General features: G+C 61.5%; 23 protein-coding genes. 18 read left to right on the top strand and 5 right to left on the bottom strand.

Features of this window, described 5'->3' with window-relative positions:
• Positions 1-3: 3 nt before the first annotated feature.
• On the top strand, positions 4-1,113 hold the full coding sequence (locus IEX27_RS17335) for a ribonucleotide-diphosphate reductase subunit beta (protein ID WP_188722347.1): 1,110 nt from the start codon (positions 4-6) through the stop codon (positions 1,111-1,113).
• A 19-nt stretch (positions 1,114-1,132) separates the two neighbouring features.
• Here the strand turns inward: IEX27_RS17335 and IEX27_RS17330 are convergent, their stop codons facing one another.
• Entirely contained in the window at positions 1,133-2,053 is a 921-nt protein-coding gene (locus tag IEX27_RS17330) for a LysR substrate-binding domain-containing protein (RefSeq protein WP_188722346.1), read from the bottom strand.
• Positions 2,054-2,185: 132 nt separating this feature from the next.
• Between IEX27_RS17330 and IEX27_RS17325 the strand changes: the two genes are divergently transcribed.
• The 14 genes from IEX27_RS17325 to IEX27_RS17260 all read left to right on the top strand — a co-directional run bounded on the left by IEX27_RS17325 (position 2,186) and on the right by IEX27_RS17260 (position 16,558).
• Positions 2,186-3,157 carry an ABC transporter permease gene (locus IEX27_RS17325; protein ID WP_188722345.1) on the top strand — a complete coding sequence of 324 codons (972 nt, stop codon included), beginning with the start codon at positions 2,186-2,188 and terminating at the stop codon, positions 3,155-3,157.
• Positions 3,154-4,053, top strand: coding sequence for an ABC transporter permease (locus tag IEX27_RS17320; RefSeq protein WP_188722344.1), 900 nt, complete (start codon positions 3,154-3,156; stop codon positions 4,051-4,053). The genes IEX27_RS17325 and IEX27_RS17320 overlap by 4 nt, the downstream gene beginning before the upstream one ends.
• 2 nt (positions 4,054-4,055) lie before the next feature.
• Complete coding sequence (locus tag IEX27_RS17315) at positions 4,056-5,060, top strand: ABC transporter ATP-binding protein (protein WP_188722426.1); 1,005 nt, start codon at positions 4,056-4,058, stop codon at positions 5,058-5,060.
• Complete coding sequence (locus IEX27_RS17310; protein ID WP_188722343.1) at positions 5,057-6,103, top strand: ABC transporter ATP-binding protein; 1,047 nt, start codon at positions 5,057-5,059, stop codon at positions 6,101-6,103. Before IEX27_RS17315 ends, IEX27_RS17310 begins: the two co-directional genes overlap by 4 nt.
• Positions 6,100-7,683 (top strand): ABC transporter substrate-binding protein, encoded by a 1,584-nt coding sequence (locus tag IEX27_RS17305; RefSeq protein WP_244630426.1) that lies wholly within the window; start codon positions 6,100-6,102, stop codon positions 7,681-7,683. The genes IEX27_RS17310 and IEX27_RS17305 overlap by 4 nt, the downstream gene beginning before the upstream one ends.
• Positions 7,680-9,566 carry a CocE/NonD family hydrolase gene (locus IEX27_RS17300; protein ID WP_244630425.1) on the top strand — a complete coding sequence of 629 codons (1,887 nt, stop codon included), beginning with the start codon at positions 7,680-7,682 and terminating at the stop codon, positions 9,564-9,566. The genes IEX27_RS17305 and IEX27_RS17300 overlap by 4 nt, the downstream gene beginning before the upstream one ends.
• 141 nt (positions 9,567-9,707) lie before the next feature.
• Complete coding sequence (locus tag IEX27_RS17295) at positions 9,708-10,085, top strand: DUF6152 family protein (protein WP_188722342.1); 378 nt, start codon at positions 9,708-9,710, stop codon at positions 10,083-10,085.
• Between the two features lie 7 nt (positions 10,086-10,092).
• Complete coding sequence (locus IEX27_RS17290; protein ID WP_188722341.1) at positions 10,093-10,566, top strand: DUF6644 family protein; 474 nt, start codon at positions 10,093-10,095, stop codon at positions 10,564-10,566.
• Positions 10,567-10,773: 207 nt separating this feature from the next.
• Positions 10,774-11,862 carry an ABC transporter ATP-binding protein gene (locus tag IEX27_RS17285; RefSeq protein ID WP_188722340.1) on the top strand — a complete coding sequence of 363 codons (1,089 nt, stop codon included), beginning with the start codon at positions 10,774-10,776 and terminating at the stop codon, positions 11,860-11,862.
• Between the two features lie 31 nt (positions 11,863-11,893).
• Entirely contained in the window at positions 11,894-13,183 is a 1,290-nt protein-coding gene (locus IEX27_RS17280) for an ABC transporter substrate-binding protein (protein ID WP_188722339.1), read from the top strand.
• A gap of 74 nt (positions 13,184-13,257) precedes the next feature.
• Positions 13,258-14,160 (top strand): ABC transporter permease, encoded by a 903-nt coding sequence (locus IEX27_RS17275; RefSeq protein WP_188722423.1) that lies wholly within the window; start codon positions 13,258-13,260, stop codon positions 14,158-14,160.
• Positions 14,161-14,162: 2 nt separating this feature from the next.
• Positions 14,163-14,978: an ABC transporter permease gene (locus tag IEX27_RS17270; RefSeq protein WP_188722338.1), complete on the top strand. Its 816-nt coding sequence runs from the start codon at positions 14,163-14,165 to the stop codon at positions 14,976-14,978.
• A gap of 6 nt (positions 14,979-14,984) precedes the next feature.
• On the top strand, positions 14,985-15,728 hold the full coding sequence (locus tag IEX27_RS17265; RefSeq protein WP_188722337.1) for an aspartate/glutamate racemase family protein: 744 nt from the start codon (positions 14,985-14,987) through the stop codon (positions 15,726-15,728).
• Positions 15,725-16,558 (top strand): GNAT family N-acetyltransferase, encoded by an 834-nt coding sequence (locus tag IEX27_RS17260; protein WP_188722336.1) that lies wholly within the window; start codon positions 15,725-15,727, stop codon positions 16,556-16,558. Before IEX27_RS17265 ends, IEX27_RS17260 begins: the two co-directional genes overlap by 4 nt.
• A 42-nt stretch (positions 16,559-16,600) precedes the next feature.
• Here the strand turns inward: IEX27_RS17260 and IEX27_RS17255 are convergent, their stop codons facing one another.
• The 4 genes from IEX27_RS17255 to IEX27_RS17240 are packed head-to-tail and all read right to left on the bottom strand — an operon-like array spanning position 16,601 to position 21,076.
• Positions 16,601-17,482 (bottom strand): amidohydrolase family protein, encoded by an 882-nt coding sequence (locus IEX27_RS17255; protein ID WP_210315557.1) that lies wholly within the window; start codon positions 17,480-17,482, stop codon positions 16,601-16,603.
• A 4-nt stretch (positions 17,483-17,486) separates the two neighbouring features.
• On the bottom strand, positions 17,487-19,433 hold the full coding sequence (locus IEX27_RS17250) for a TRAP transporter permease (RefSeq protein ID WP_188722335.1): 1,947 nt from the start codon (positions 19,431-19,433) through the stop codon (positions 17,487-17,489).
• A gap of 15 nt (positions 19,434-19,448) precedes the next feature.
• A complete protein-coding gene (locus IEX27_RS17245) occupies positions 19,449-20,381 on the bottom strand; it encodes a TAXI family TRAP transporter solute-binding subunit (protein ID WP_188722334.1) in 933 nt (310 codons plus the stop codon).
• A 29-nt stretch (positions 20,382-20,410) separates the two neighbouring features.
• Positions 20,411-21,076 (bottom strand): TetR/AcrR family transcriptional regulator, encoded by a 666-nt coding sequence (locus IEX27_RS17240; protein ID WP_188722333.1) that lies wholly within the window; start codon positions 21,074-21,076, stop codon positions 20,411-20,413.
• 407 nt (positions 21,077-21,483) lie between these two features.
• Here IEX27_RS17240 and proV point away from each other — a divergent pair, with 407 nt between their 5' ends.
• The 3 genes from proV to IEX27_RS17225 are packed head-to-tail and all read left to right on the top strand — an operon-like array spanning position 21,484 to position 24,456.
• Complete coding sequence (proV, locus tag IEX27_RS17235) at positions 21,484-22,614, top strand: glycine betaine/L-proline ABC transporter ATP-binding protein ProV (protein ID WP_373869896.1); 1,131 nt, start codon at positions 21,484-21,486, stop codon at positions 22,612-22,614.
• Positions 22,615-22,634: 20 nt separating this feature from the next.
• Positions 22,635-23,564, top strand: a complete 930-nt coding sequence (locus tag IEX27_RS17230) for an ABC transporter permease (protein WP_188722332.1) — start codon at positions 22,635-22,637, stop codon at positions 23,562-23,564.
• 28 nt (positions 23,565-23,592) lie between these two features.
• On the top strand, positions 23,593-24,456 hold the full coding sequence (locus tag IEX27_RS17225) for a glycine betaine ABC transporter substrate-binding protein (protein ID WP_188722331.1): 864 nt from the start codon (positions 23,593-23,595) through the stop codon (positions 24,454-24,456).
• Positions 24,457-24,614: the final 158 nt, after the last annotated feature.

Genomic DNA, 24,614 nt, shown 5'->3' with positions numbered 1-24,614 from the left:
GACATGCTCGACTGGTCCGAAACGAAGAATGAAATCCGAGTTGGCGATCATCCTGTCGCCGATGCCACCGGCCTCGGTGAGATTGAACGCGGGGCAGCCCGCGTGAGCGTAAGCGACAAGCGGATGATCAACGCCCGCGCCGACGTCAACCAGCTCCTGCCGCTCAAATACCGCTGGGCCTGGGAGAAGTATCTCGCCGCCTGCAACAACCACTGGATGCCCACGGAAGTCTCCATGCAGGCAGACATCGCGCTCTGGAAGTCGCGCGACGGGCTAACGGAAGACGAGCGGCGCATGATCAAGCGCAACCTCGGCTTCTTCGCAGCGTCGGAAAGCCTGGTCGCAAACAACATCGTGCTCGCCATCTATCGCCACCTCACCAACCCTGAGTGCCGCCAGTATCTGCTGCGCCAGGCCTTCGAGGAGGCGATCCATACCCACACTTTCCAGTATATCGTCGAAAGCCTTGGGCTCGACGAGGGCGAGCTCTTCAACATGTACCGCGAAGTGCCGTCGATCACCGACAAGGCGGCCTGGGCGCTCAGGCACACGAAGAACCTGGACGATCCGGATTTCCGAACCGGCACGACGGAGTCCGATCAGGATTTCCTGCGCGACCTCGTCGCCTTCTATGTGATCTTCGAGGGCATGTGGTTCTACACGGGTTTCGCGCAGATCCTGTCGCTTGGACGGCGCAACAAGATGGTGGGCATCGCCGAGCAGTACCAATACATCCTGCGCGATGAATCGATCCACCTGAACTTCGGAATCGACGTGATCAACCAGATCAGGGTCGAGAACCCGCACCTCTGGACGCAGGCGTTTCAGGAGGAGGTGCGCGGGATGATCGCAGAGGCAGCGGAACTGGAAGCTGCCTACGGACGGGATACGATGCCGCGCGGCTTCCTCGGGCTCAACGCGGACCTTTGCGAGCAATACATGCACTTCATCGCCAACCGGCGCTGCTCGCAGCTGGGCCTGAGAGCCGTCTTCGCCGAGACGGAAAACCCGTTCCCATGGATGTCGGAGGCTATGGATCTCAAGAAGGAGAAGAACTTCTTTGAGACGCGCGTGATCGAATACCAGAGCGGCGGGGCGCTGAGCTGGGACTGACCTTGCTCGGAGCGGGTCCCTATCCGCTCCCCTCACCCAGCGGGGTCTTCGCCAGCGCCTGCAGTTCGGCGGTCGCTTCCTGCATGAATTTCTGGCCGATGGGCGACAGGCGGGGCTGGTCCGAATAGACGAAGGCGAACTGGTGCGGTGCGGCGGGTTCGAACGGGCGGATGTCGATGTCGAGATCAAGGCAGTCCTGCACCAGCAGCGCATTGACGACGGCAATGCCTATCCCCTGTTCCGCGAAGCCGCAGGCCGAGGCTACCGAATGCGCCTCGATGCGGATCGAGGGCGCCACGCCATGGGCCGAGAAGACGAGATCGAGGTCGTGACGTGGCGCGCGGCGCCAGCCGAGAAGCACCAGCGGCTCGCCACGCAGATTGGACGGGCGGATGACCTTCAGGCCGGACAGCCGGTGCCCGCGCTGCATGACGCAGACGGAGCTCGCCTCGATCAGGTCGGATCGCGTGATGATGTTCGACGCATAGGGTAGCCGCAGAAAGGCGAGGTCCGCCTGCTTTTCCTCCAGCATGCGCTGGATCACGTCATAGGTGCCGTGCAGCACTTCCAGCCGGACCTCCGGATGCTCCTTGAGGAAAGCGGCGATGATCTTCGGCATGATGCGGCGTGAAATGCTGGGCGGGACGGCGATCCGCAGCATGGCGTTGGCATGCTGGCCAGAACGGATGTTCTCGGCCGCGTCGCGCAGCGCATGAAGGCGCTCCATGACATCGGCGACATGGGGCTCAGCAAGCTTGTTGGCGCGCGAAGGCACAAGGCGCACGCCGTCGCGATAGAAGAGCTCGAGCCCCAGGTCTTCCTCAAGCTGATCGATGCGACGGCTGATCGCCGATTGCGAGATCCCAAGAAGGGCGGCCGCGGCCTGCGTCGAGCCAGTGCTCATCACGGCGCGGTAGGCCTCCAGGTTCTTGAGCTTCATCAGCCTCCCCCAATCTTTTATGCAAAAAACGCATAGAAAATCCCACTAATCTCATAATATTGCAAGCATCGCGCCCGCGTGATTTGCTCCGTTCAAGAGCGCAGAAGCGACGCTTGTCGAGGAGGAGGACCTTTGACCGCATTTGTAATCCGGCGTCTGTTACAGGCGATGGTGGTGCTGTTCGTAACATCGGTGATCGTGTTCACCGGCGTCTACGCTATCGGCGACCCGCTGGAGATCCTGCTGCCAGCCGACGCGACCATGGCGGAACGTGCCCAGGTGGCTCGTTCTCTCGGCCTCGACCAGCCACTCATCGTACAATACGGCCGCTTCCTGATGAATGCGCTGAGCGGCAACCTCGGCACCTCCTTCGTCTACAACCGTCCTTCCATCAGCATCATTCTTGACCGCCTTCCCGCCACGCTTGAACTCGCGTTCAGCGCGCTCGTGCTCGCCATCATCATCGGCATTCCGCTCGGGCTCTGGTCGGGTCTACGGCGCGGTAGTGCAGTGGACGAGACCATCATGACGGGCTCGATCCTTGGCTTCAGCCTGCCCAACTTCTGGCAGGGGATGATGCTGATCATGATCTTCTCGGTCTATCTCGGCTGGCTCCCCTCGACCGGTCGCGGCCAGACCGGCACGATCCTGGGCATCGAGACGAGCTTCGCTACCTGGGACGGCATTCGGCACCTGATCCTGCCCGCCATCAACCTGTCGCTTGCCAAGATTTCGCTGGTGATCCGGCTGACGCGAACGGGGGTGCAGGAAACCATGCCGCTTGATTTCATCAAGTTCGCCCGCGCGCGCGGGCTCTCTTCCCGCCGCATTGTTACCGTGCATGTCCTGAAGAACATTCTGATCCCGATCATCACCGTAATAGGCGTCGAGTTCGGCTCACTCATCGCCTTTGCGGTGGTCACGGAAACGATCTTCTCCTGGCCCGGCGTCGGCAAGCTCATCATCGACAGCATCAAGGTTCTCGATCGTCCTGTCGTGGTCGCCTACATCCTCGTGGTCGTGACCATGTTCATCACGATCAATCTCATCGTCGACATACTCTATTCCATTCTCGACCCGCGCATCCGGAGCAAGGCTCCATGAGCGCCCTCACCCTTCGCCTGTTCGGGAACGGCATCCTTGCGACCGCGCTAAACGGCATCTTCGGCAGCCTCAAGGCAACCATCGCCTTCTTCATCTGCATCGTGCTGATCCTCGCCGCAGTCTTCGCCCCGTGGCTCGCGCCACAGAACCCCTACGATCTGATGCAGATCGATTTCTTCGACGCGAAGCTGCCGCCGATGTCGGAAAGCATGAACGGCATGGTCTATCTGCTGGGCACCGACACGCAGGGGCGCGACATGCTTTCCGCCATGCTTTACGGCCTGCGCACCAGCCTTGGCGTTGGTCTCACCGCCGGCCTGCTGGCGCTTGTCGTGGGCTCCGCGCTTGGCCTGCTGGCGGCTTACGCCGGTGGCCGGATCGACGCGCTGATCATGCGCGTGGTGGACCTGATGCTCGGCTTTCCGACCATCCTGATCGCGCTCCTGATCCTCGCCGTGCTTGGCCAGGGCACCTGGAAGGTGATCATGGCGCTGGTGCTGGTGCAGTGGGCCTATTTCGCCCGTGCTGCCCGTGGCGCGGCACTGGTCGAGGTCAACAAGGATTACGTGGAAGCCGCCCGCTGCCTTGGCCTCGGGCGGGGACGCATCCTGTTCTCGCACCTGTTGCCGAACTGTCTGCCGCCGCTGATGGTGATCGGCACCATCCAGATCGCGAGCGCCATCGCGACGGAGGCTACGCTCAGCTTCCTCGGTATCGGCCTGCCTATCACCGAGCCGTCGCTCGGGCTGCTGATCTCCAATGGCTATCAGGTTCTGCTCGCAGGGCTCTACTGGATCAGCGTCTATCCCGGCCTCCTGCTGCTGACGCTGGTCTTCGTCATCAACATCGTCGGCGACCGCCTGCGAGAAGTGTTCAACCCGAGGCTGGCGGCATGACGATGGACGCGACCAACAGCACCGAAACGATCCTCGAAGTCAGCGACCTGCAGACCCACTTTTTCACCCCGGCGGGGGTGGTGAAATCCGTCGATGGCGTCAGCCTGACCCTGAAGCGCGGCGAAATCCTCGGCCTGGTGGGCGAGTCCGGCTCTGGCAAATCCATCACTGGCTTCTCCATTCTCGGTCTGGTCGACCCGCCCGGCCGAAATGTTGGCGGCTCCATCCTCTTCAGAGGCGAGGAGCTGCTGGGGGCAAGCGAGGAGCGGCTGCGCAGCCTGCGCGGCAACCGCATCGCCATGATCTTCCAGGATCCGATGATGACGCTCAATCCGGTGCTGTCGATCAAGACGCACATGATCGAGACGGTGCTCGCGCACGAAAGCGTAAGCCGCAGCGAGGCGTTAGCCCGCTCCATAGATGCGCTGCGCATGGTCGGCATTTCGCAGCCGGAAAAGCGCATCGAGAGCTATCCGCACGAGTTCTCCGGCGGCATGCGCCAGCGCGTCGCCATCGCCATCGCGCTCCTGCACAAGCCCGACCTGATCATTGCGGACGAGCCGACGACTGCACTCGACGTCACGATCCAGAGCCAGATCCTGTCGGAAATGCAGAAGCTCTGTCGGGAGCTCGGCCTGGGTCTCATCTGGATCAGCCACGATCTCGGCGTCGTTGCCGGCCTCGCCGACCGCATCGCGGTCATGTACGCGGGACGGATCGTGGAACAGGGCACGGTCGATGAAGTACTCGACACGCCACGCCATCCCTATACGGCCGGCTTGATCGGCTCGGCACCTGCGGCCAACAGCCGTGGTTCCCGTCTCACTCAGATCCGCGGTGCCGCACCGCATCCGCTTAACCGTCCGGAGGGTTGTGCCTTCCGCACCCGCTGCGACTACGCGACGGATATCTGCCGACAGGAGCCGCCGGAGACCAGAGGCAGCAACACGCAGAGCTGGCGCTGCTTCCACCCGCTTGCCACGTCAAACCTGGAGACGCTGCCATGACGGATATTTTCACCGAGGTGAGGAACGTCTCCAAGCGCTTCAGCGCAAAGCCGGATTTCGCGGAAAAGCTCGCCATCAAGCTCGGCGCGGCGTCCACCCCGCCTGTTGTGCATGCGCTCGACGGCGTCGACCTGCAGGTGCGGCGCGGCGAAGTGGTGGGTCTTGTGGGCGAATCCGGCTGCGGCAAGTCCACGCTCGGCCGCATCATCGCAGGCATGCTGCCGCCGACTGAAGGTGAGGTCTATGTGGAGGGTGCAGAGCGCAGCCAACTCAGGGGGCAGGCTGCAAGACATGCACGGCTCAACACCCAGATCATCTTCCAGGACCCGATGTCGTCGCTCAACCCGCGCAAGCGCGTGGTCGACATCGTGGGAGAAGCTCCGGTTGCTCATGGCCTGATCCGGCGGGGCGAGAAGCAGGCCTATGTCGAAAACCTGCTGCAGACGGTGGGGCTCGACCCATCCATGGCAGACCGCTATCCGCACCAATTCTCGGGCGGCCAGCGCCAGCGCATCGGCATTGCCCGCGCGCTTGCGGTGAAGCCTGAGTTCCTGATCTGCGACGAGAGCATTGCCGCCCTCGACATCTCCATCCAGGCGCAGGTGATCAACCTGTTCATGGACCTGCGCCGGCAGCTCGACCTCACATACCTCTTCATCAGCCACGATCTTTCCGTCGTGAACCACATCGCAGACCGCGTGGTGATCATGTACCTCGGTCGCATCGTGGAAGAAGGCTCCGCAGATCAGATCTTCGACGGGCCCAATCATCCCTACACGGCGGCGCTTCTTTCGGAAGTGCCGCGCATCGACCGCAGGCACCGGACTTTCCAGACGATTAAGGGCGAGATCCCCTCGCCCATGAACCCGCCGCCCGGCTGCCATTTCCATCCGCGCTGTCCGTTTGCCTTCGACCGCTGCCGTGCAGAGCGGCCGGCGCTGCGCACGCTCGCGGACGGCCGACGGAGCGCCTGCCATCTCAACGATCTCGATCAGAGACCGAATTTCAGCGTCACAGAGCAAGCAAGGGAGAACTCGCTATGACAATCATGAAAAAATGGGGAACTGCCGCGATAGCGGCCGCACTGCTGTCATCCACCGCCTTCACGGCCATGGCGGCCGACGTGGTCATCGGCCGCGCCAACGAGCCTTCGGCCATCGACCCGCAGTTCTCGCGCACCGGCAACAACCAGATGACTGCCGACAACATGTTCGAGACGCTGCTGCGCACCGACGAGAACCTGCAGATGCATCCGCATCTTGCGACGGAATGGCAGAACCTCGATCCGCTCACATGGGAAATCTCGATCCGCAAGGATGTAACCTTCCACGATGGTTCGCCGTTCACCGTCGATGACGTGATCTACTCGTTGGAGCGCACGGACGAGGTGCCGAACAGCCCGGCTCCGTTCACCGACATGGTGAGCTCCGTCGACAAGCTGGAAAAGATCGACGATCACAAGTTTCGCCTGATCACCAAGGCACCCAACCCTGCCCTGATGGAGCAGATAGGTCGCGTCTTCATGGTCTCCAAGAAGGCGACCGAGAACGCAACGCTTGAAGACTTCAACTCCGGCAAGGCCGCGATCGGCACAGGTCCCTACAAGTTCGTGGAGTGGCGTCCAGCTGAATCGCTGAAGCTGACCGCCTATGACAATTATTGGGGCAAGAAGCCCGACTTCGAGAACGTCGAGTTCCGCTTCATCGCCAATGACGCGGCGCGCACGGCAGCTCTACTCTCAGGCTCGGTCGACATCATCGATTCCGTTTCGCCGTCGGACGTCCCACGTCTGGAAAGCTCGGGCAATCTCAAGGTCTTCCCGGTCGAGTCCGGCCGCCTCGTCTATCTCGCGCTCAATATGCGTGACGATACCGCTCCGGGCGTGGTCGACGCTTCCGGCAAGCTGATCGAGCCAAACCCGTTCCGTGATGCAAAAGTGCGCAAGGCCATCTCCAAGATGATCGACCGTCAGCTTCTGGTTGATCGCGTACTGAACGGCGCGGGTGTACCTTCCGCGCAGATCGTCCCCTCGGTGCTTGGCGGCTATGTGGAAGACCTGCAGCCTGAGCCGGCCAACCCGGCAGAAGCCAAGGCGCTGCTGGCTGAGGCCGGCTTCCCGGAAGGCTTCGGCATCACGATCTATTCGTCCAACGACCGCTTCCCCGGCGACGGCGACATCGCCCAGGCGCTCGGCCAGTTGCTCGCCCGCGGCGGCCTGAAGGTCAACGGCGTGCAGACGCAGCCCTACAATGTCTACTCCGCTGCCGCGACCAAGGGCGAGTACGGCGCCTACATCTTCTCGCTCGGCTCCTCGACGCCAAACGCGGAGGCAAACCTGCGCTCGCTGCTGCAGACCTACAGCAAGGAAGCGGGCACTGGCGGGTTCAACCGCATGCGCTATTCCAACGCGGATTTCGACGCCGCGCTGAACGAAGCGATCGAAGAGTTCGACCAGGAAAAGCGCATGGAGAAGCTACAGGCTGCAACCCGCATCGCCATGGAAGACCAGGCAATCGTGCCGCTCTACTTCCAGAAGATCTACTGGGCTGCACGCGAGGGCATCGACTTCACGCCGAACCTTTCGGAACGCACCGTAGCCAGTGACGTGCGGATTGCGAAATGAGTTTCGTGCCAAATGAACTGACGCCTCCTGTCCCCGTGGCAGAAGGCGTGCTCGTGCATCGCAACGTGATGGTTGCGATGCGTGACGGAGTTCACCTTGCGACCGACGTCTACCGCCCAGCGGTAGACGGACGTCCGGTGGAGGCAGCGCTACCGGTCATTCTGGAGCGCACACCTTACAACAAGCGCGGAACGTCCCGCACCGAATGGTCGATCAACAACCCCAAGCCCAAGTCTCGCGAGGAGCTGGCGATCCATCTCGTCCGCCTAGGCTATATTTCGGTCTGGCAGGATTGCCGCGGTCGCTATGACAGCGAAGGGCATTTCGTAAAATATCTGTCCGAGGGTGAAGACGGGTATGATACGATGGAATGGCTGGCGCACCAGCCATGGAACAATGGTCGGATCGGCACCCAGGGGCTTTCCTACAACGCCCACACACAGATGGCGCTGGCGTGCCTCAACGCTCCCGGTCTCGCCGCCATGATTGTCGATTCCGGTGGTTTCGCGAACGCCTATACCTGCGGCATCCGCCAGGGCGGCGCTTTTGAACTGAAGCAGGCCACCTGGGCCTATCACCGGGCACAGGAAGGCACGGACGAAGTCACAGCCCGGGCAGTCGCAGCCGAAAACCTGAACGACTGGTTCACCCGGATGCCCTGGACCAAGGGCCGCTCGCCGATCCGCTGGAACCCTGAATACGAAGACTACCTGCTCGAGCAATGGCAGCAGGGCACATTCGGCGACTTCTGGAAGAAGGTCGGCATCTACGCTGCCGGCTACTATGAGACCTTCCCCAAGGTCCCGACCATCTTCATGTCGAGCTGGTTCGACGCCTACGTCAGCTCGACACTGGAAAACTATGTCGGCCTCAAGGGCGATCCCGAGCGCCCGCTGACGCTGATCATGGGACCATGGACCCACGGCAACCGATCGCAGCGCGTTTTCGGTGACGTGGATTTCGGCCCCGCCGCCTACTTCGACGGGCAGATCGACGAGGACTGGCTTTCCTTCCGCGAGAAATGGTTCGCCCGCTACCTCAAGGGCGAGACAGACAAGGAGCTTGCCGGGCGCGTCCATGTGTTCCTGATGGGTACCGGAAGCGGCCGCAGGACCGAGGAAGGTCATCTGGACCATGGCGGCCGCTGGATTGAGAGCACCGACTGGCCGCTGCCGGATTCGCGCGAGCAGAACCTTTATCTCCACGCCGACATGGCGCTCAGCGCCAGTGCGCCGGAGGCCCCGAACGCTTCCATCAGCTACAACTTCGACCCGGCTGATCCGGTGCCGACCATCGGCGGGTCGCTCACGTCAGGCGAGCCGATCTTCACCGGCGGTGGTTTCGACCAGGTGGAATCGGAGGAGTTCTTCGGCTGCAAACGCCCCGGCCTGCCGCTGACCGCCCGCCACGATGTGCTGAGCTTCGAGACCGAGCCGCTTGCAGAAGACGTGGCGATCATCGGCCCGGTCGAGGTTGAGCTGTGGGTGACCACCGATGCGCCGGACACCGATTTCACCGCCAAGCTGGTGGACGTCTATCCGCCGTCGGAGGACTACCCGCGCGGCTATGCGCTCAACATTACGGACGGCATCTTCCGCGTGCGCTATCGCAACGGCTTTGACCGGCCGGAGCCGGTGCAGCCGGGCGAAGTGTTCAAGATTACCATCGTTCCGTTTGCTACCGCCAACCTGTTCAAGAAGGGCCATCGCATCCGGCTCGACATCTCGTCATCCAACTTCCCGAAGTATGATGTGAACCCGAACACGGGCGAGCCGGAGGGTACCAGCCGACGCAGGCGGATTGCGACCAACACCGTCTTCCTCGACCGTGACCGTCCGTCCGTGCTGAAGGTGCGCGTCTGCGACAACATCGGACGGGAGTGACAGGCTCTTCGTGAAGGCGGTGGTATCAGCCGCCTTCACCGCCTTCCGGCCTGCCTCATCTCTTTGTGAGTGGACGGTCTTACCCTAAGCGTGCACTCTGGCGACCTCTGGACTACGGCATCAACGGTGAGGAGGATTGCCATGGCCCCGAAACCGCAAACCATTCTTGCCGGCTTCTTTGCTTCAACACTTTTCGCAACGACAGCTCTTGCCCACCACGGCTGGAGCTGGGCGGAAGGCGAGCAGAGCGAGCTCAAGGGAACGATCCAGGAGATATCGTTCGCACCACCCCACCCTTCCCTTGTGGTTGAGGCCGGTGGAGAGACCTGGGAGGTCGATCTTGCCAATCCCACGCAGACCCAGCGCTCCGGCTTTGTTCCGGGAGCAGCCAACGTCGGTGATGAGGTGACGGTGGTAGGCAACCGTTCGCTCGACAAGAACGAGAAGCTGATGAAAGCGGTACGCATCACGATTGGGGACAAGAGCTTCGACATCTACCCTGATCGCATCAGGAACTGACGGTCACTTGCTGGAATTATTCAACTGGCTCTCCGGCAGTGCCCTTGCGCAGACACTGACAATGTCGCCAAGGCTCTACATGTTCGTCAACGCCGCTCACATTCTGTCGATCGGGATCCTGGTCGGCGCGATCATCCCGCTCGACCTGCGTGTGCTCGGCTTCTTCCGGAGCGTGCCGCTCAATATCATCGGTCCGTTCCTCTCGCAGACCGCCATGGTCGGCACCGCCCTGACAGTGGCCTTCGGCGTAATGCTCTTCAGCGTGCGTACCAAGGAATATGCCGCTAACCCGGCTTTCCTGGCGAAGATGGCGTTGCTCGCCCTTGGCGTCGCCAATGCCCTGCTGTTCCAGGTATTCGCTCCCTGGCGGCAAAGACCTGTGCAGAACTGCCCGACTGCTTTGGTCCGGGTTATGGCGGGCCTGTCGCTGGTCACCTGGATATCCGCGGTGATAGCCGGCCGCTGGATCGGCTTCGTTTAAGCGGTCAGTGCAACTTCATAAACGTGTTACTTGGCTGCACAAGCTCTCTACAGCATTCAGCACAATATTTGAGCAGGGCATGTAAGTCTTTTGGCCATTTGACCTGCTCACTACGAAGAATAGTTTGCAGATCAAGGGCTTGAGCCCACAAAGTGCAGTTGGCATAGCTGATGCATGATACCTCCACGAAAGGGATGGAGGTCCCCCATGTCCAACGCCGCTACGATCGACATTGTCTCTGTGTCCAAGGTCTACGGTTCAACGACAGCCGTAGAAAGCGTCAGTCTCAAAATTCCGGCTGGCAGCTATTGCTGCCTTCTCGGCCCGTCCGGTTGTGGCAAGACCACGACACTCAGGATGATAGCCGGGCACGAGCGGGTGTCGGCAGGCGACATCAGGCTCGGCAGTTCCGTTGTTACCGACCTGCCGCCGGCCAGCCGCGGCACAGCCATGATGTTCCAGTCATACGCGCTGTTTCCGCACCTCGATGTGGCGGACAACGTCGCCTTCAGCCTCAAGATGAAGGGTGTTCCGAAGGAAGAGCGCCGCGCCCGCGCGCTGGAAATGCTGAAGCTCGTGCAGCTGGAAGCCTATGCCAACCGCCGCCCTGCCCAGCTTTCGGGCGGGCAGCAGCAGCGCGTAGCGCTCGCCCGCGCCCTCATCACCAATCCGGAAGCCCTCCTGCTCGACGAGCCTTTATCCGCGCTCGACCCGTTCCTGAAGGTGCGTGTCCGCGCCGAGCTGAAGAAGCTGCAGCGCTCGCTGGGTATCACTTTCGTCCATGTCACCCACAGCCAGGAAGAGGCCATGGCGCTCGCCGACCTGATCGTGGTGATGAACGACGGCCGCATCGAGCAGGCGGCACCGCCGCGCGACATCTTCGAGCGCCCTGCCACCGCCTTCGTTGCCCGCTTCATGGGCGATCACAACGTGATCTCCGGGAAAGCCGCGGGCTATGCTGACGGGATGCTGTTACTCGACGTTGCGGGCGGCGGCACCTTTGCGGGGACGGGCCCGGCGCGTGAGCACGGCTCCAGTGCCGACATTGCCATCCGCACGGACCGGGTGCGGATCGGAGAGCCTGTGCAGCCCGGCCTCGGGTTCACCGGCATCGTACAGAACGTCGAGTATCGGGGTTCATCGGTGAAGCTCAGCGTCTCCGGCGCCGGCATCAGCGACTTCACAGGAATTCTGAGTGACGCCGACTTCTTCGCGAACCCCGTGAAGATCGGCGATGCAGTACCGCTTTGTTGGGAGGCGCAGGACACGATCGTGCTCCAGCCTCTCGACGCCTGATTCAACAATAACTGAACAGAGGGGAACTGACATGACAGAGAATACTGAAAAGAAGACGGGAATAACCCGTCGTACACTTCTGAAGACTGGCACCGCGGCTGCGGGTCTCGCAGCCGGCTCCGGCGCGATTACCGGCTTCCCGCACATCTGGGCGCAGAACCCGATCACGCTCCGCCAGTTCGGCACGGGCGTGTCGAACCTCAACGCGGTTGCCCAGAAGTGCAAGGAAGACCTCGGCATCACGCTCGAAATGACGGCGATGGACTCCGACGCCGCCGCCCAGCGCGCCGTCACCCAGCCGGACAGCTACGACATTGCCGACGTCGAGTACTGGATCCTGAAGAAGGTGTTCCCGGCGGGCGTCATCCAGCCGATGGATGTCTCGAAACTGAAGTACTACGACAAGATCGTGCCGCTCTTCATCACCGGCAAGCTGAATCCGGAGTCCGAGATCGCCCAGGGCACCGCCCCCCACACCGTCGGTTTCGTCGAAAAGCCTGAAGACAAGGCCTTCGCCAAGGAGCCGACGCAGTGGCTCACCATGGTGCCCACCATCTATAACGCCGACACGCTCGGCATCCGCCCCGACCTCGTGGGCCGCGAGATCACCTCTTGGGCCGACATCATGGATCCGGCCTACAAGGGCAAGAGCGCCATCATCAACATCCCGTCGATCGGCATCATGGACGCAGCCATGATCATGGAGGCCATGGGCGAGATCAAGTACGGCGACAAGGGCAACATGACGAAGGAAGAGATCGACAAGACGATCGAATTCCTCATCAAGGCCAAGCAGTCTGGCCAGTTCCGCGCCTTCTGGAAGACCTTCGACGAAAGCGTCAACCTCATGTCATCGGGTGAAGTGGTCATCCAGTCCATGTGGTCGCCGGCCGTGGCTGCTGTCCGCTCCAAGGGCGTGCCCTGCGTCTACCAGCCTCTCAAGGAAGGCTACCGCGCATGGGGCGGCGGTCTTGGCCTCGCCAAGCATCTATCGGGCGCAAAGCTCGACGCGGCCTATGAATACGTCAACTGGTACACGTCCGGCTGGGTCGGCGCATACCTCAACCGTCAGGGCTACTACTCGGCCTGCATGGAAACGGCCAAGCAGTACATGTCCGAAGACGAATGGGGCTTCTGGGTGGAAGGCAAGCCTGCGCAGGGTGACATCCTCTCACCCGATGGCCAGGTGATGGAGAAGGCCGGGACCGTGCGCGACGGCGGCTCCTTCGATGACCGCATGGGCAAGGTCTCCTGCTGGAACTCGGTCATGGACGAGGACCGCTACATGGTTCGTCGCTGGAACGAGTTCATCGCAGCCTGATCCGCTAAGATATCGGCCCGGCTTCTGCCGGGCCGGTACTCCACCGCTCACACCGGAGTCTGCTGTTGGCCGTCATGATCGAAGACACAACCGCTGCCGCCCCTGCTGCCTCAAGGGGCCGTTCCGCGCGCCTGCCGCGCATGGCGCCCTACCTGCAGGCACTGCCGCTGACGCTAATTCTGGGGCTCTTCCTGCTGCTGCCGATCATCATGATCGCGGTCGTGTCCTTCTGGGATTACGACTTCGCGATGATGTATCCGGACTTCATGACGTTGAACTACGAGGAGACGCTGGGCTCCTGGGTGACGTGGAAGACCTATCTCAACACGTTGAAATACGCGGTTCTGGTCTGGGCGATCACCCTCTTCACCGGCTTCTGGGTGGCCTATTTCCTCGCCTTCTATGTGCGCACTACCGGCATGCAGATGGTGCTGTTTCTTGTCTGCACCGTGCCGTTCCTCACCTCGAACATCATTCGGATGATCTCGTGGATCCCGGTGCTCGGCCGCAACGGGCTGGTGAATTCCATGCTGATCGAGGGCGGCTTCATTTCAGCCCCCATCGAATGGCTGCTTTACTCTGACTTTGCCGTGGTGCTGGCCATGGTCCACCTCTACACGCTGTTCATAGTGGTGCCGATCTTCAACACGCTGATGCGCATCGACCGCTCGCTGATCGAAGCCGCACGCGATGCCGGCGCCTCCGACTGGCAGATCCTCTGGAACGTCATCATTCCGCTGGCGAAGCCCGGCATGGCGATCGGCACGATCTTCGTCGTCACGCTTGTCATGGCTGACTTTTCCACCGTGCAGGTGATGTCGGGCGGCCAGAGCGCATCGGTCGCGCTGATGATGAAGAACCAGATGTCGCTGATGCAATATCCGGCGGCGGCGGCCAATGCGGTCGTGCTGCTTGCGGTGGTGCTGCTGATGGTGGCGGGCATCCTGCGTGTCGTTGATATTCGCAAGGAGCTTTGACGATGCACGAACGGCGAACCTTCGGATTCTACGTCCTCGCGACCTTCTTCGCGCTCTTCGTGCTGTTTCTCTATGGGCCCCTGTCGGCGATCATCATCCTGTCCTTCCAGGGGCCGAACGGTGGGCTGACCTTCCCTCTCAACGGCGTTTCGCTGCACTGGTTCGGCAACCTCTTTGAAACGCAGGCCGTTGGCGATTTCGGCGGCAGCTTCCGCCGTTCCCTTGCGCTTGCCTTCATGGTGATGGCGATCACCGTCGTCGCGTCGCTGATGGCTGGTCTCGCATTCCGCCGCCGCTTCGTGGGCGCGACACCGCTCTTCTATCTCGCGGTGGCGAGCCTGGTGGTGCCGTCGATCATCATTTCGCTCGGCATCGGCGTGCTGTTCCAGCAGCTGGGCTTCCGGCCCGCCTGGTACAGCTCCGCGCTCGGCGCACACCTCACCTGGACGCTGCCGTTCGGCGTGCTGATCATGTTCGCGGTCTTCAATCGCTTCTCGCCTTCATACGAGGAGGCCGCGCGTGACCTCGGGGCTTCCAGCTGGCAGACCTTTGCGCACGTGGTGCTGCCGATGATCGCACCGAGCCTTGTGGGCGTGGCACTCTTCGGCTTCACCCTTTCCTATGACGAATTCGCCCGCACGCTGATGGCCGCAGGCACCTACAACACGCTGCCGCTCGAGCTCTATGCCATGACGACGAACGTGACGACACCGGTGCTCTATGCGCTGGGCACCATCACCACGCTGTTCTCATTCATCGTCATAGCAGCGGCGCTGGGCTTCATCGTCTATGTCAATCGGAGGCGGGCGCGCGCCTGATCAGCCATGCGCATATTGGTCGTCAATCCCAACACCACCGCCTCGATGACAGAGACCATCGCAGCCTCTGCCAAGCTTGCCGCGTCTTTCGGAACAGAGATCGTGGCTGTCACCTCGGCGATGGGGCCAGCCTCGATCGAAGGCTATTACGACGAGGCCTTTGCCGTGCCAGGCCTGCTTGCGGCCATCGCCGAGAGCGAACGGAGCGGCGCCGACGCAGCCGTGATCGCCTGTTTCGACGACACCGGGCTCGATGCAGCGCGCGCCATGGCCAGCATCCCCGTTCTGGGCATCTGCGAGGCGGCGCTCAGCCTTGCAGCCTTCGTCGCCCAACGCTTTACCATCGTCACCACGCTCGAACGATCGCGTGTGCCCATCGAGGGGCTGGTACAGCGCTACGGCATGGCAACGCGCTGCAAGGTGAGAGCGGCTGATATCCCGGTCCTCTCGCTTGAAGATCCGGCATCCGGTGCTGGCGAGCGGTTGCGTGAGGAGATTATCGTAGCCCTGGAGGAGGACCGTGCGGAGGCAATCGTGCTCGGCTGCGCGGGCATGGCGGACATGGCGCGGGAGCTACAGGCGGAGTACGGCGTACCGGTGATTGACGGCGTCAGTGCCGCCGTGCGGCAGGCAGAAGCGCTGGTGGCACTCGGCCTCATGACCTCAAAGCGCGGCGCCTATGCAACCCCACTCGCCAAGCCCTATTCAGGTATGCTTAAGTCCTTCGAGCCATCGGGGGGTGCAGCATGAGTGAGAACCGCGAAATCCGCGTCTTGTCGCCAGCGGAAGTGGAAACGCTGATCGACTGGGCCGCTGGAGAGGGCTGGAACCCAGGCCTCGCCGATGCGCCCGCGCTGCGCGCGGCCGAACCCGAAGGTTTCCTCGGCATTTTCGACCGGGGCGAGATGATGGCCGGCATCTCTGCCGTCGCCTATGGCGAGAAATTCGGTTTCATCGGTCTCTATATTTCCCGACCGGATATGCGTGGAAAGGGCTACGGAAAGGCTGTCTGGGATGCGGGCATGGCGCGGCTCGAAGGCCGCACGATCGGCCTTGATGCCGTCCCGGCCCAGCTCGAAAACTATCGCAGCATGGGTTTTCTTCCTGCCTACAAGACCTACCGCTTCAGTGGCCGCTTTGAGGCAAAAGAGAGCGGTGACATCAGACCCATTACGCCTGAGCGGGCTGCCGCCATCTCCGTTTTCGACACACGCTTCTTCCCGGAACCACGCCCCAGCTTCATCAAGAACTGGCCGAAGGCGCCGCGCATCGCGCTCGCGGCCATGGATGGTGCTAATGTCCGTGGATACGGCGTTGCCCGTGAGTGCCGGGAAGGCTTCAAGATCGGCCCGCTCTTCGCGGAAGATCTGGAGACGGCTGTCTCACTGCTTGCCGCACTTGGCGCGGCCTGTGGCGCGGAGATTCATATCGACGCGCCTGAGGTGAATGCCGAATTCACCGACATTCTGGTCAACGCCGGAATGACACGCGGATTTGAGACCACGCGTATGTATCGCGGCCCGGCACCTTCGTTTGAACTGGAGGGTGTTTTCGGCGTGACCACGCTGGAGCTTGGGTAAAGGGACGCCGCGCACCATTGAGGTGCGCGACGTCGCAAATTTCTAAAGCGTTTCGGGCCAGTAGAGACGCGTGGGGTTGTCGACCAGCAGGGTCTTCAAGCTTTCCTCGGTTGGAGCGATGATCTTGAGCAGGTCAACCAGCGCACCATCGTCCGGCATGTTCGCCCTGATGTTCGGGTGTGGCCAGTCAGTGCCCCAGAGAACGCGGTCCGGGAAGCGCTCCACCAGAATGCGGGCGAACTCAGCGGCGTCATGGAACGGAGGACCGGCGCGGGACACGCGCTCACATCCGCTCACCTTGACCCAAAAGCGCTTGTCTTCCATCAGCTTCAGCAGCAGCCTGAAGGCGAGCTGATCCGTTCCCTTGCTGGCATCGACGCGTCCCATATGGTCGATGATCATGGTCACGTCGATCTTCTCAAGGAAGGGCGCGAGCCCCTCGAGCTTCTCCGCATCGAAATGCACCACGATGTGCCAGCCGAGCGGCTTGATCTTTTCCACGATCTCGAGTACCGCGTCGTGATCGGCCCCCTCGCCCAGGTGGTTGACGAAATTGAACCGCACACCCCGCACACCTGCGTCGTGAAGCGCCTGCAAAGCTTCCGGCGTCACGTCACGCTCAACCATGGCGATGCCGCGCCATTTGCCGTCGCTTGCCAGAAGCGCGTCCACCATCGCAGCGTTGTCCGTGCCATGGCAGCTTGCCTGCACGATGACGGCGCGGGAGAGCCCCAGATGATCGTGCAGCGCGCGCAGTCGTTCCTTGGGTGCATCCTCCGGCCGATAGGTGGCCGAGGTCGAGTATGGGAAGACGTCACCCGGTCCGAAAACATGGCAATGGGCGTCACAGGCGCCTTCAGGCAGCCGGATGTCCGGCTTCTTCGGGTTTGGATGGGGGGTGAGATTGGGGGAGAACATATTCATGAGGCTAGTTGACTTGCGCTTCTACGGATTTGGTTGAGCTGGCGGTGGTCAGGCGGAAGATCGTGAAGCCTGCGATCGCAAGACCGGCGATCCGGGCCAGAAGGGTGAGCGGGTCATAGGAATCGACCGCTGTCGGCCAGCAGATGAGTAAGGTGGCGACGACCAGAAGGCCCCGTTCACCCCAGGTCATCGGCCTGACCAGCCAGCCGGAGAAGGCGATGGACAGCGTGACGACGGCGCAGGTGGAAAGCACGATGGCCAGGAAGATCTGTGCGCCCGAACCCAACATCAGAATGCCGGGCATGGTGACGAAGAGGAACGGCACGAAGAGCTTGACGAACCCGAGCCGGATGGACTCCACCGCCGTTTCATTCGCACCCGCGCCGGAGATAGAGGCGGCGGCATAGGCGGCAAGCGCCACAGGCGGGGTGATCGCCGACACCAGACCGAAGTAGAAGATGTACATGTGCGCGGCGATGGGCGGCAGGCCGAGACGGACCAGCGCGGGCGCCACCAGCACCGCCAGCAGCAGGTAGGCTGCCGAGGTCGGCAGGCCCATGCCAAGGATGAAGGAAGCGAGCGCCGTCAGGAGCAGGATGGCCCATATGCTGCCGCCGCCAAGCTCGGTGATCAGGCTCGAAACCATCAGGCCCATGCCGGTAAGATTGAGGACGCCGATGACGCCACCCGCTGCAGCCACGGCGGCAACAATGGGCAGTGTCGAGAACAGCGTGTTGCGGCAGACGACCAGCAGGCCGGTGAGACCGATGCGCGTATCCTTGCGCCATGGGCTGATGAGAAGTGCCAGCATGATGCAGTAGACGGCAGCCCTCGTCGGCGTCATGCCGGTCGCCATCAGGTAGACGATCCCGATCAGCGGCAGGAGCAGGTAGCCCCGCTTCTTCAATGTCTCGAACAGCAGCTTCAAGCCGGCGTCGGGGTCGCGCGGCAGGTTCAGCTTGCCCGCCTCAAGCCGGACCGCAACGATCAGGGCCAGCACGTAGAGAAGGCCAGGAACGAGTGCGGCAAGAGCGATGGTGGAATAGGGAACGCCGATGATTTCGGCCATCAGGAAGGCAGCCGCGCCCATGACCGGCGGCAGGATCTGCCCCGCCGAAGAGGCGGCCGCTTCGATTGCGCCGGCCAGACGGGCGGAATAGCCCACATTCTTCATGAGCGGGATCGTGAACGTACCGGTGGTGACGACATTCGCCACTGCGCTACCGTTGATGGTACCGACCAGCGCGCTGGAGAGTGCGGCCGACAGACCCGGTCCGCCCTGAACCCGGCCCGTGAGGCCACGCGCCACGTCAACGAAGACCTGGCCCGCACCCGTTGCCATCAGCAGCGTGCCGAGGAAGGAGAAGAGGAAGATGTATTCCACCGCCACGCCCATGGGCACGCCATAGAAGCCTTCGGTAGAGAGGACCAGCGTCGATGTTAGGCGGGCCAGATCATAGCCGCCATGGCCGTACTTGCCTGGGATCAGATAGCCGAAATAGGCATAGAGCAACGCAACGAGCAGCAGCACGATCAGCGACCAGCCGAGCGACTTGCGCACCAGCACCAACGTCACGGCGAGGACGCCTACGAACATGACTTCATCGAGGCGGGTGGACATCGCTCCGCGCATGATGATGTCGAAATAGGACTGCCAGAGGTAGGGTCCGGGTATGATGGCGACGAGCGCCAGGAGGTAGAGAGCCATGCGCTCCAGTCCGAGACGTGCCTGCAGACCAAAGGCCAGCAGGCCCGCCATGGCCACCGTCGAATAGAACGTCGACCGCAGGATGAGCGCGGTAATGCCCCCGAAGAATGCGCCATAGATGACGATCGCAGTGACCGCAGCGGCCAGCACCGTATAGAGGACGGAAACTGCCACCGTTTCGGCACGGGTGCCGTTGCTGTCGGGCAAGGCGATGCTGTCGTACAATTCGGAAAAGTATCGCATGGCTCTGGCTATCACTTACCTGGCGACTTCGTCGAAGTAGCGCTTTGCGCCCGGATGCAGCGCGATCGGCGTGTTGGGCCCGGTTTCAACGCTGATCTCGGCTGCCTGCGGATGCACTTCGGCGAGCTGACCAAGATTGTCGAACAGGGCCTTGGTGATGGCGTAGATGGTCTCTTCGTTGGCGTCCTTGCTGGTGAAGAGGGTTGCCGGATCGTTGATCAGGAGTACCTTCTCCTCCTGTCCCTCGTAGGTGCCTGGCGCCAGCTCATAGACCTGATAGAAGGGATACTTCTCAAGCATCGGCTTGACGGTTTCCTCATCGATCGAGAGGAGAACCATGTCCCGCTGCGAGCCAAGGTCGATCAGGGCAGCCGTGGGCGCGCCGGCAAGAACCACGGCAGCGTCGATCTGCTGGTTCATCAGCGCTGCGGTTCCTTCGTTATAGGAAAGGAACTGCGCGTTGGCCGGATTGAAGGCGCCATAGGCCTCGAGCAGGCGCTGAGCGAGAACGGCGGAGTTCGATCCGGGCGGACCAAGGTTGATACGCTTGCCGGCGAGATCAGCGATCGTCTTGATGCCGGTGTCCGCAGTCGTGGCAATCTGCAGCACGGCCGGATAGAGATAGGCGATCGCCTCGACGGGAAGCGCCTGCTCGAACGGGGTTTCTCCTACACTGGCCTCATAAAGGGTGGATGAGGAAGAAAAGCCGAACGTCATCTGACCAGCTGCAACGCGGCGGATGTTTTCCACCGAAGCGCCGGTAACCTCAGCACGTGCCGTGGCGTTGGGCAGGTTCTTGTTCAGAACCTCGGCCATGCCTGCGCCGATGATGTAGAACAGGCCACCTGTTCCCCCGGTGCCGATGGATATGCGGTCCTGAGCCTGTCCCGGCGCTGCGAGCATCGCAAGCGCCAGTCCAGCCCCCGCTATCAGTTTCATTAATTTCATTGGAATCCTCCGCTTGAATAGAACCGGCGTTACGCCGCGTGGCCCGGACGTGCCTGACGCCCGGAATTTGCCAGGCTGCGGAAGTTCACGTAGGCAGCTTCCACAACCTGGTGGACCGCAGCTTCGCGGTCGTTGCCGTCAACCTGTCCGTCTGACAGACGGGTGACGCGTTCGGGATTGGTCAGGGCATAGTAGAGCGAACCCAGAAGAAACTGGCTTCGCCAAACCAACCCTTCGACATCCGCATTGGGTACACAGTCGGCGATGGCATCGAGAAAGGCCCGGCTGGTGCCGTCGAAGGTAGCGGCGATGATGGCCTTGGCGTCTTCGTTTCCTTCGGCCGACAGGATGGCGCGCATACGGGTGAACTCGGCTCCCCCGCCATCATGCCCCGACGATGAGATGAAGGCTGGAATGACATAGGCCCGCAGGACTGCCCTCAGCCGATCATCTGGATCGTGAATGCGGCGCGCTTCGCCCAGCAGCTCGAGGCGCCGCTGATTCATCGAAGCGGCATTGTGCTGATAGATTTCGCGCAGAAGGGCGGACTTCGAGCCGAAATGGTAGGTCAGGCTGCCGACATTCACGCCCGCCTCCTTGGCGATCTCGCGCAGCGACACCGCGTTGTACCCGTTTGAAGCAAACAGCTTGATGGCCGCTGCCAACAACGCCTCCCGCACATTTCCTCGCGCCATCGTTCCTCACTCGAATGCCCTTGGTATTTGTACAGTTGTACAAGAAAGCCGTACGAGTCAATAACCAACAGCAGATAAGTCGATGGGATAGAACCTTCCGACTTCAGCCTCCCATTCCCCCACAGGCTCATGTCGCAATTTGGCCATAAGGGTGGACATCGAGATCTCGATCTGTATTATGCAGCAAAACTCATATATCTGCGTTCATTTGCGTGCCATTCTAAAAATGTCGCGCAGAACGTTCATCAATAGTGGAAAACAGGGGCTGGTTGATCTGTCGCGCAAGGCAGGTTTGAACTTTCGAAATAGCATTGTCTATCGAGAACGAACCCTCAGATGCGGGTGAAAGCATCAAAATTCGACTTCAGAATGTCTTCAAGATATTCGGAGATGATACAAAGCGCGCAATGGACCTAGTGCGGGCTGGTAAGAGCAAGGCAGAGATCCATGCTTCCACCGGCAGCATGATCGGCGTGGAGAATGCCACGTTCGACATCAAGGCTGGCGAGATCTTCGTCATCATGGGGCTGTCAGGCTCCGGAAAATCCACACTTCTTCGTCTTTTGAACCGCCTGATCGAACCGACGGCCGGCTCCATCGTGGTCGATGGCAAAGACATCACCTCCATGTCCCGCGCCGAGCTCATCGAACTGCGCCGCCGTGACATGAGCATGGTTTTTCAATCATTTGCGCTGCTGCCGAACCGGACTGTGCTGAGCAACGCCGCTTTCGGGCTGGAAGTTGCCGGCGTTGGTCTTGCGGAACGCAGCGAAAAGGCGCTCAACGCGCTTGAAGCCGTAGGCCTGCGGGACTACGCCAACAGCAAGCCGGACGAGCTTTCCGGCGGCATGAAGCAGCGTGTGGGGCTGGCCCGGGCACTGGCGAGCGAGCCGACCATCCTGCTGATGGACGAGGCGTTTTCCGCGCTCGATCCGCTGATCCGGACCGAGATGCAGGACGAGCTCATGCGCCTTCAGGCCGAGCACAGCCGCACCGTCATTTTCGTCAGCCATGACCTGGACGAGGCCATGCGCATCGGCGACCGCATCTGCATCATGCAGCACGGGCGTGTCGTACAGATCGGAACGCCGGATGAGATCGTCTCCAATCCGGCTAACGACTATGTGCGGTCGTTCTTCCGAAATGTTGACGTTTCGCATGTCTTCAAGGCAGGCGACATCGCCCGTAAAAGCCAGCTGACGATCATTGACCGGCAGGGTGTTTCCGGTGCTGCGGCTCTGGAGCAGATGGAAAAGACAGGGCGCGAGATCGCCATCGTGGTTGGCCGCGATCGGAAATACCACGGCATGGTGAGCCAGGAAGCGCTGGTCGACCGCATCAAGAGCAGGTCAGCCGATCCGTACCGCCACGCCTTCCTGCAGGACATCGAGCCTATCGCCGAGGATGAGCCGCTCGCCAATGTGCTGGGCGTCGTTGCCGGCCACCGCTGGCCCGTCCCCGTCGTCGATGCGCGCGGCCGCTATGTCGGCTCGATCAGCAAGTCCTCACTTCTGGAAACGCTCGACCGCGTCGGGTAAGTGCCCGGGAAGGAAATACCATGGAATTCGATTTCAGTGTCGGCGCTGGCGCCGACTTCGTCGTCAATTACATTCTCGACAATTTCACCCCCGTGCTGGACGGGATGGCCTATGCCATCAGCATCGTCACGGATGGGTTCAAGGGCGTTCTCGAAGGCGTTCCGCCCGTTCTCGGAATTGCTATCCTGACGCTTCTGGCGCTCTGGCGCGTGGGTCTCGGCTTCGCCCTGTTCACGGCGCTGTCGATGGGGCTGATCGTGCATATGGGCCTCTGGGAAGCCACGATGCAGACGCTTGCGCTGGTGCTTTCCGCCACGATCATTGCCGTCGCCCTTGGTATTCCGACAGGCATCGCCATGGCGCGGTCGGAGCGGGTGGCAAGCCTGTTCCGCCCCGCACTCGATCTGATGCAGACGATGCCTTCCTTCGTCTATCTCATTCCGGCGGCAATGTTCTTTGGCCTCGGCGCAGTGCCCGGTACTATCGCCACGGTCATCTTCTCGATGCCCCCGGTCGTGCGGCTCACCAACCTCGGCATCCGGCAGGTTCATGCCGAGTTTGTCGAAGCGGGCCTCGCCTTCGGCTGCACGCCTTCGCAGCTGCTCTTCAAGGTGCAACTCCCGAATGCCCTCCCCTCCATCATGACGGGCGTAAACCAGACGATCATGCTGTCGCTCTCGATGGTGGTGATTGCGTCGATGATTGGCGCCGGCGGTCTTGGCAATCAGGTGCTGACGGGCATTCAGCGGCTGAACGTCGGCATGGGCTTTGAAGGCGGATTGGCCGTGGTCATCCTCGCCGTCCTGCTCGACCGCATCACCCAGAGTTTCGGCAGGGAAGGATCAGGCTTCCTCAGTCTGTTCGCTGCTCGCAAGGCAAAGCAGAGCCCTGAGCCAGCCACAACAAACAGCGTCCAGAATGGCGAAAGCAAACAAACCGCAACCGCTTGAATTTAGAAAGAACAGAAAAGGAGTATCCATGTTCAAAACTGTATCTCGCTTGGGATTGGCCGCGCTCGTTGCAGGCCTCGTCTCAACGACGGCAATGGCACAGGGTACCAGCACTGTGAAGATCGGCTGGGCCGCCTGGTCGGACGCCGAGTTCGTCACCAAGCTTGCCGCCAGGCTGATCGAAGACAATTTCGGCACCAAGGTTGAGCTCGTCCAGACCGACGTTGCGCCCCTCTATCAGGGCCTCAGCCGTGGCGACATCGATGTGATGATGATGGCATGGCTGCCGGAGACCCACGCGGATTACTACAAGCGCATCGAGAACGATGTGGAGACGCTGGGAACCGTCTATGACGGCGCAAAGCTTGGATGGGTTGTCCCCACCTACATCCCGGAAAGCGATATCGCTTCGATCGAGGATCTTACCAAAGATGACGTCAAGGAGAAGCTCGGTGGCGAGGTTCAGGGCATCGATCCCGGCGCCGGTCTGACGCGCCTGTCGGAACAGGCCGTTAAGGACTACGGTCTCGATTATGAGCTGAAGATCTCGAGTGAGGCTGGAATGCTGACGACCGTCGACCGGGCGATGCGTTCCGAGAAGTGGTTCGTCGCGACCGCGTGGAGCCCGCACTGGATGTTCGGAAAATATGAGCTGCGCTACATCGAGGACCCGAAGGGTTCGCTTGGCGCTGCCGAGCATGTCGACATCCTTGCCCGCAAGGATTTCTCCGCCGAGCAGGCTGAGGTCGCCGAGTTCTTCACGCGAATGAAGCTGCCGATCGATGAGCTCGAGGCTGCGATGTTCGAGGCGCAGGAAACGTCCTACGAAAAGGCGGTCGAGAACTACATCGAGAAAAATCCCGAGCGAATCAAGGAATGGCTCGGCGAATAATCTGAAGAAACGGCGGCAGAGATGCCGCCGTTCAGACTGCTGACAAACCTCTGGCGTTAGCTGGAGGTTTTTGATTCACTGGGGCATGTTGAAGAAACCTGCTCCAGTTCAGACGGCGATCGAGATGGTGACGCTCGAGAGCCTTGTTCCAGCAGATC

The sequence above is a fragment of the Nitratireductor aestuarii genome (assembly GCF_014641695.1).
In the GTDB taxonomy this organism is placed as follows: domain Bacteria; phylum Pseudomonadota; class Alphaproteobacteria; order Rhizobiales; family Rhizobiaceae; genus Chelativorans; species Chelativorans aestuarii.
The sequence above is the reverse complement of the archived record's forward strand: the minus strand, read 5'-3'. Positions and strand labels throughout refer to the sequence as shown.

Coding starts and splice junctions, on each gene's coding strand:
- IEX27_RS17335 (WP_188722347.1), top strand. CDS start 4: ATGCTCGACTGGTCCGAAACGAAGAATGAAATCCGAGTTGGCGATCAT.
- IEX27_RS17330 (WP_188722346.1), bottom strand. CDS start 2,053: ATGAAGCTCAAGAACCTGGAGGCCTACCGCGCCGTGATGAGCACTGGC.
- IEX27_RS17320 (WP_188722344.1), top strand. CDS start 3,154: ATGAGCGCCCTCACCCTTCGCCTGTTCGGGAACGGCATCCTTGCGACC.
- IEX27_RS17315 (WP_188722426.1), top strand. CDS start 4,056: ATGGACGCGACCAACAGCACCGAAACGATCCTCGAAGTCAGCGACCTG.
- IEX27_RS17310 (WP_188722343.1), top strand. CDS start 5,057: ATGACGGATATTTTCACCGAGGTGAGGAACGTCTCCAAGCGCTTCAGC.
- IEX27_RS17305 (WP_244630426.1), top strand. CDS start 6,100: ATGACAATCATGAAAAAATGGGGAACTGCCGCGATAGCGGCCGCACTG.
- IEX27_RS17300 (WP_244630425.1), top strand. CDS start 7,680: ATGAGTTTCGTGCCAAATGAACTGACGCCTCCTGTCCCCGTGGCAGAA.
- IEX27_RS17295 (WP_188722342.1), top strand. CDS start 9,708: ATGGCCCCGAAACCGCAAACCATTCTTGCCGGCTTCTTTGCTTCAACA.
- IEX27_RS17285 (WP_188722340.1), top strand. CDS start 10,774: ATGTCCAACGCCGCTACGATCGACATTGTCTCTGTGTCCAAGGTCTAC.
- IEX27_RS17280 (WP_188722339.1), top strand. CDS start 11,894: ATGACAGAGAATACTGAAAAGAAGACGGGAATAACCCGTCGTACACTT.
- IEX27_RS17275 (WP_188722423.1), top strand. CDS start 13,258: ATGATCGAAGACACAACCGCTGCCGCCCCTGCTGCCTCAAGGGGCCGT.
- IEX27_RS17270 (WP_188722338.1), top strand. CDS start 14,163: ATGCACGAACGGCGAACCTTCGGATTCTACGTCCTCGCGACCTTCTTC.
- IEX27_RS17265 (WP_188722337.1), top strand. CDS start 14,985: ATGCGCATATTGGTCGTCAATCCCAACACCACCGCCTCGATGACAGAG.
- IEX27_RS17260 (WP_188722336.1), top strand. CDS start 15,725: ATGAGTGAGAACCGCGAAATCCGCGTCTTGTCGCCAGCGGAAGTGGAA.
- IEX27_RS17255 (WP_210315557.1), bottom strand. CDS start 17,482: ATGAATATGTTCTCCCCCAATCTCACCCCCCATCCAAACCCGAAGAAG.
- IEX27_RS17250 (WP_188722335.1), bottom strand. CDS start 19,433: ATGCGATACTTTTCCGAATTGTACGACAGCATCGCCTTGCCCGACAGC.
- IEX27_RS17245 (WP_188722334.1), bottom strand. CDS start 20,381: ATGAAATTAATGAAACTGATAGCGGGGGCTGGACTGGCGCTTGCGATG.
- IEX27_RS17240 (WP_188722333.1), bottom strand. CDS start 21,076: ATGGCGCGAGGAAATGTGCGGGAGGCGTTGTTGGCAGCGGCCATCAAG.
- proV (WP_373869896.1), top strand. CDS start 21,484: ATGGACCTAGTGCGGGCTGGTAAGAGCAAGGCAGAGATCCATGCTTCC.
- IEX27_RS17230 (WP_188722332.1), top strand. CDS start 22,635: ATGGAATTCGATTTCAGTGTCGGCGCTGGCGCCGACTTCGTCGTCAAT.
- IEX27_RS17225 (WP_188722331.1), top strand. CDS start 23,593: ATGTTCAAAACTGTATCTCGCTTGGGATTGGCCGCGCTCGTTGCAGGC.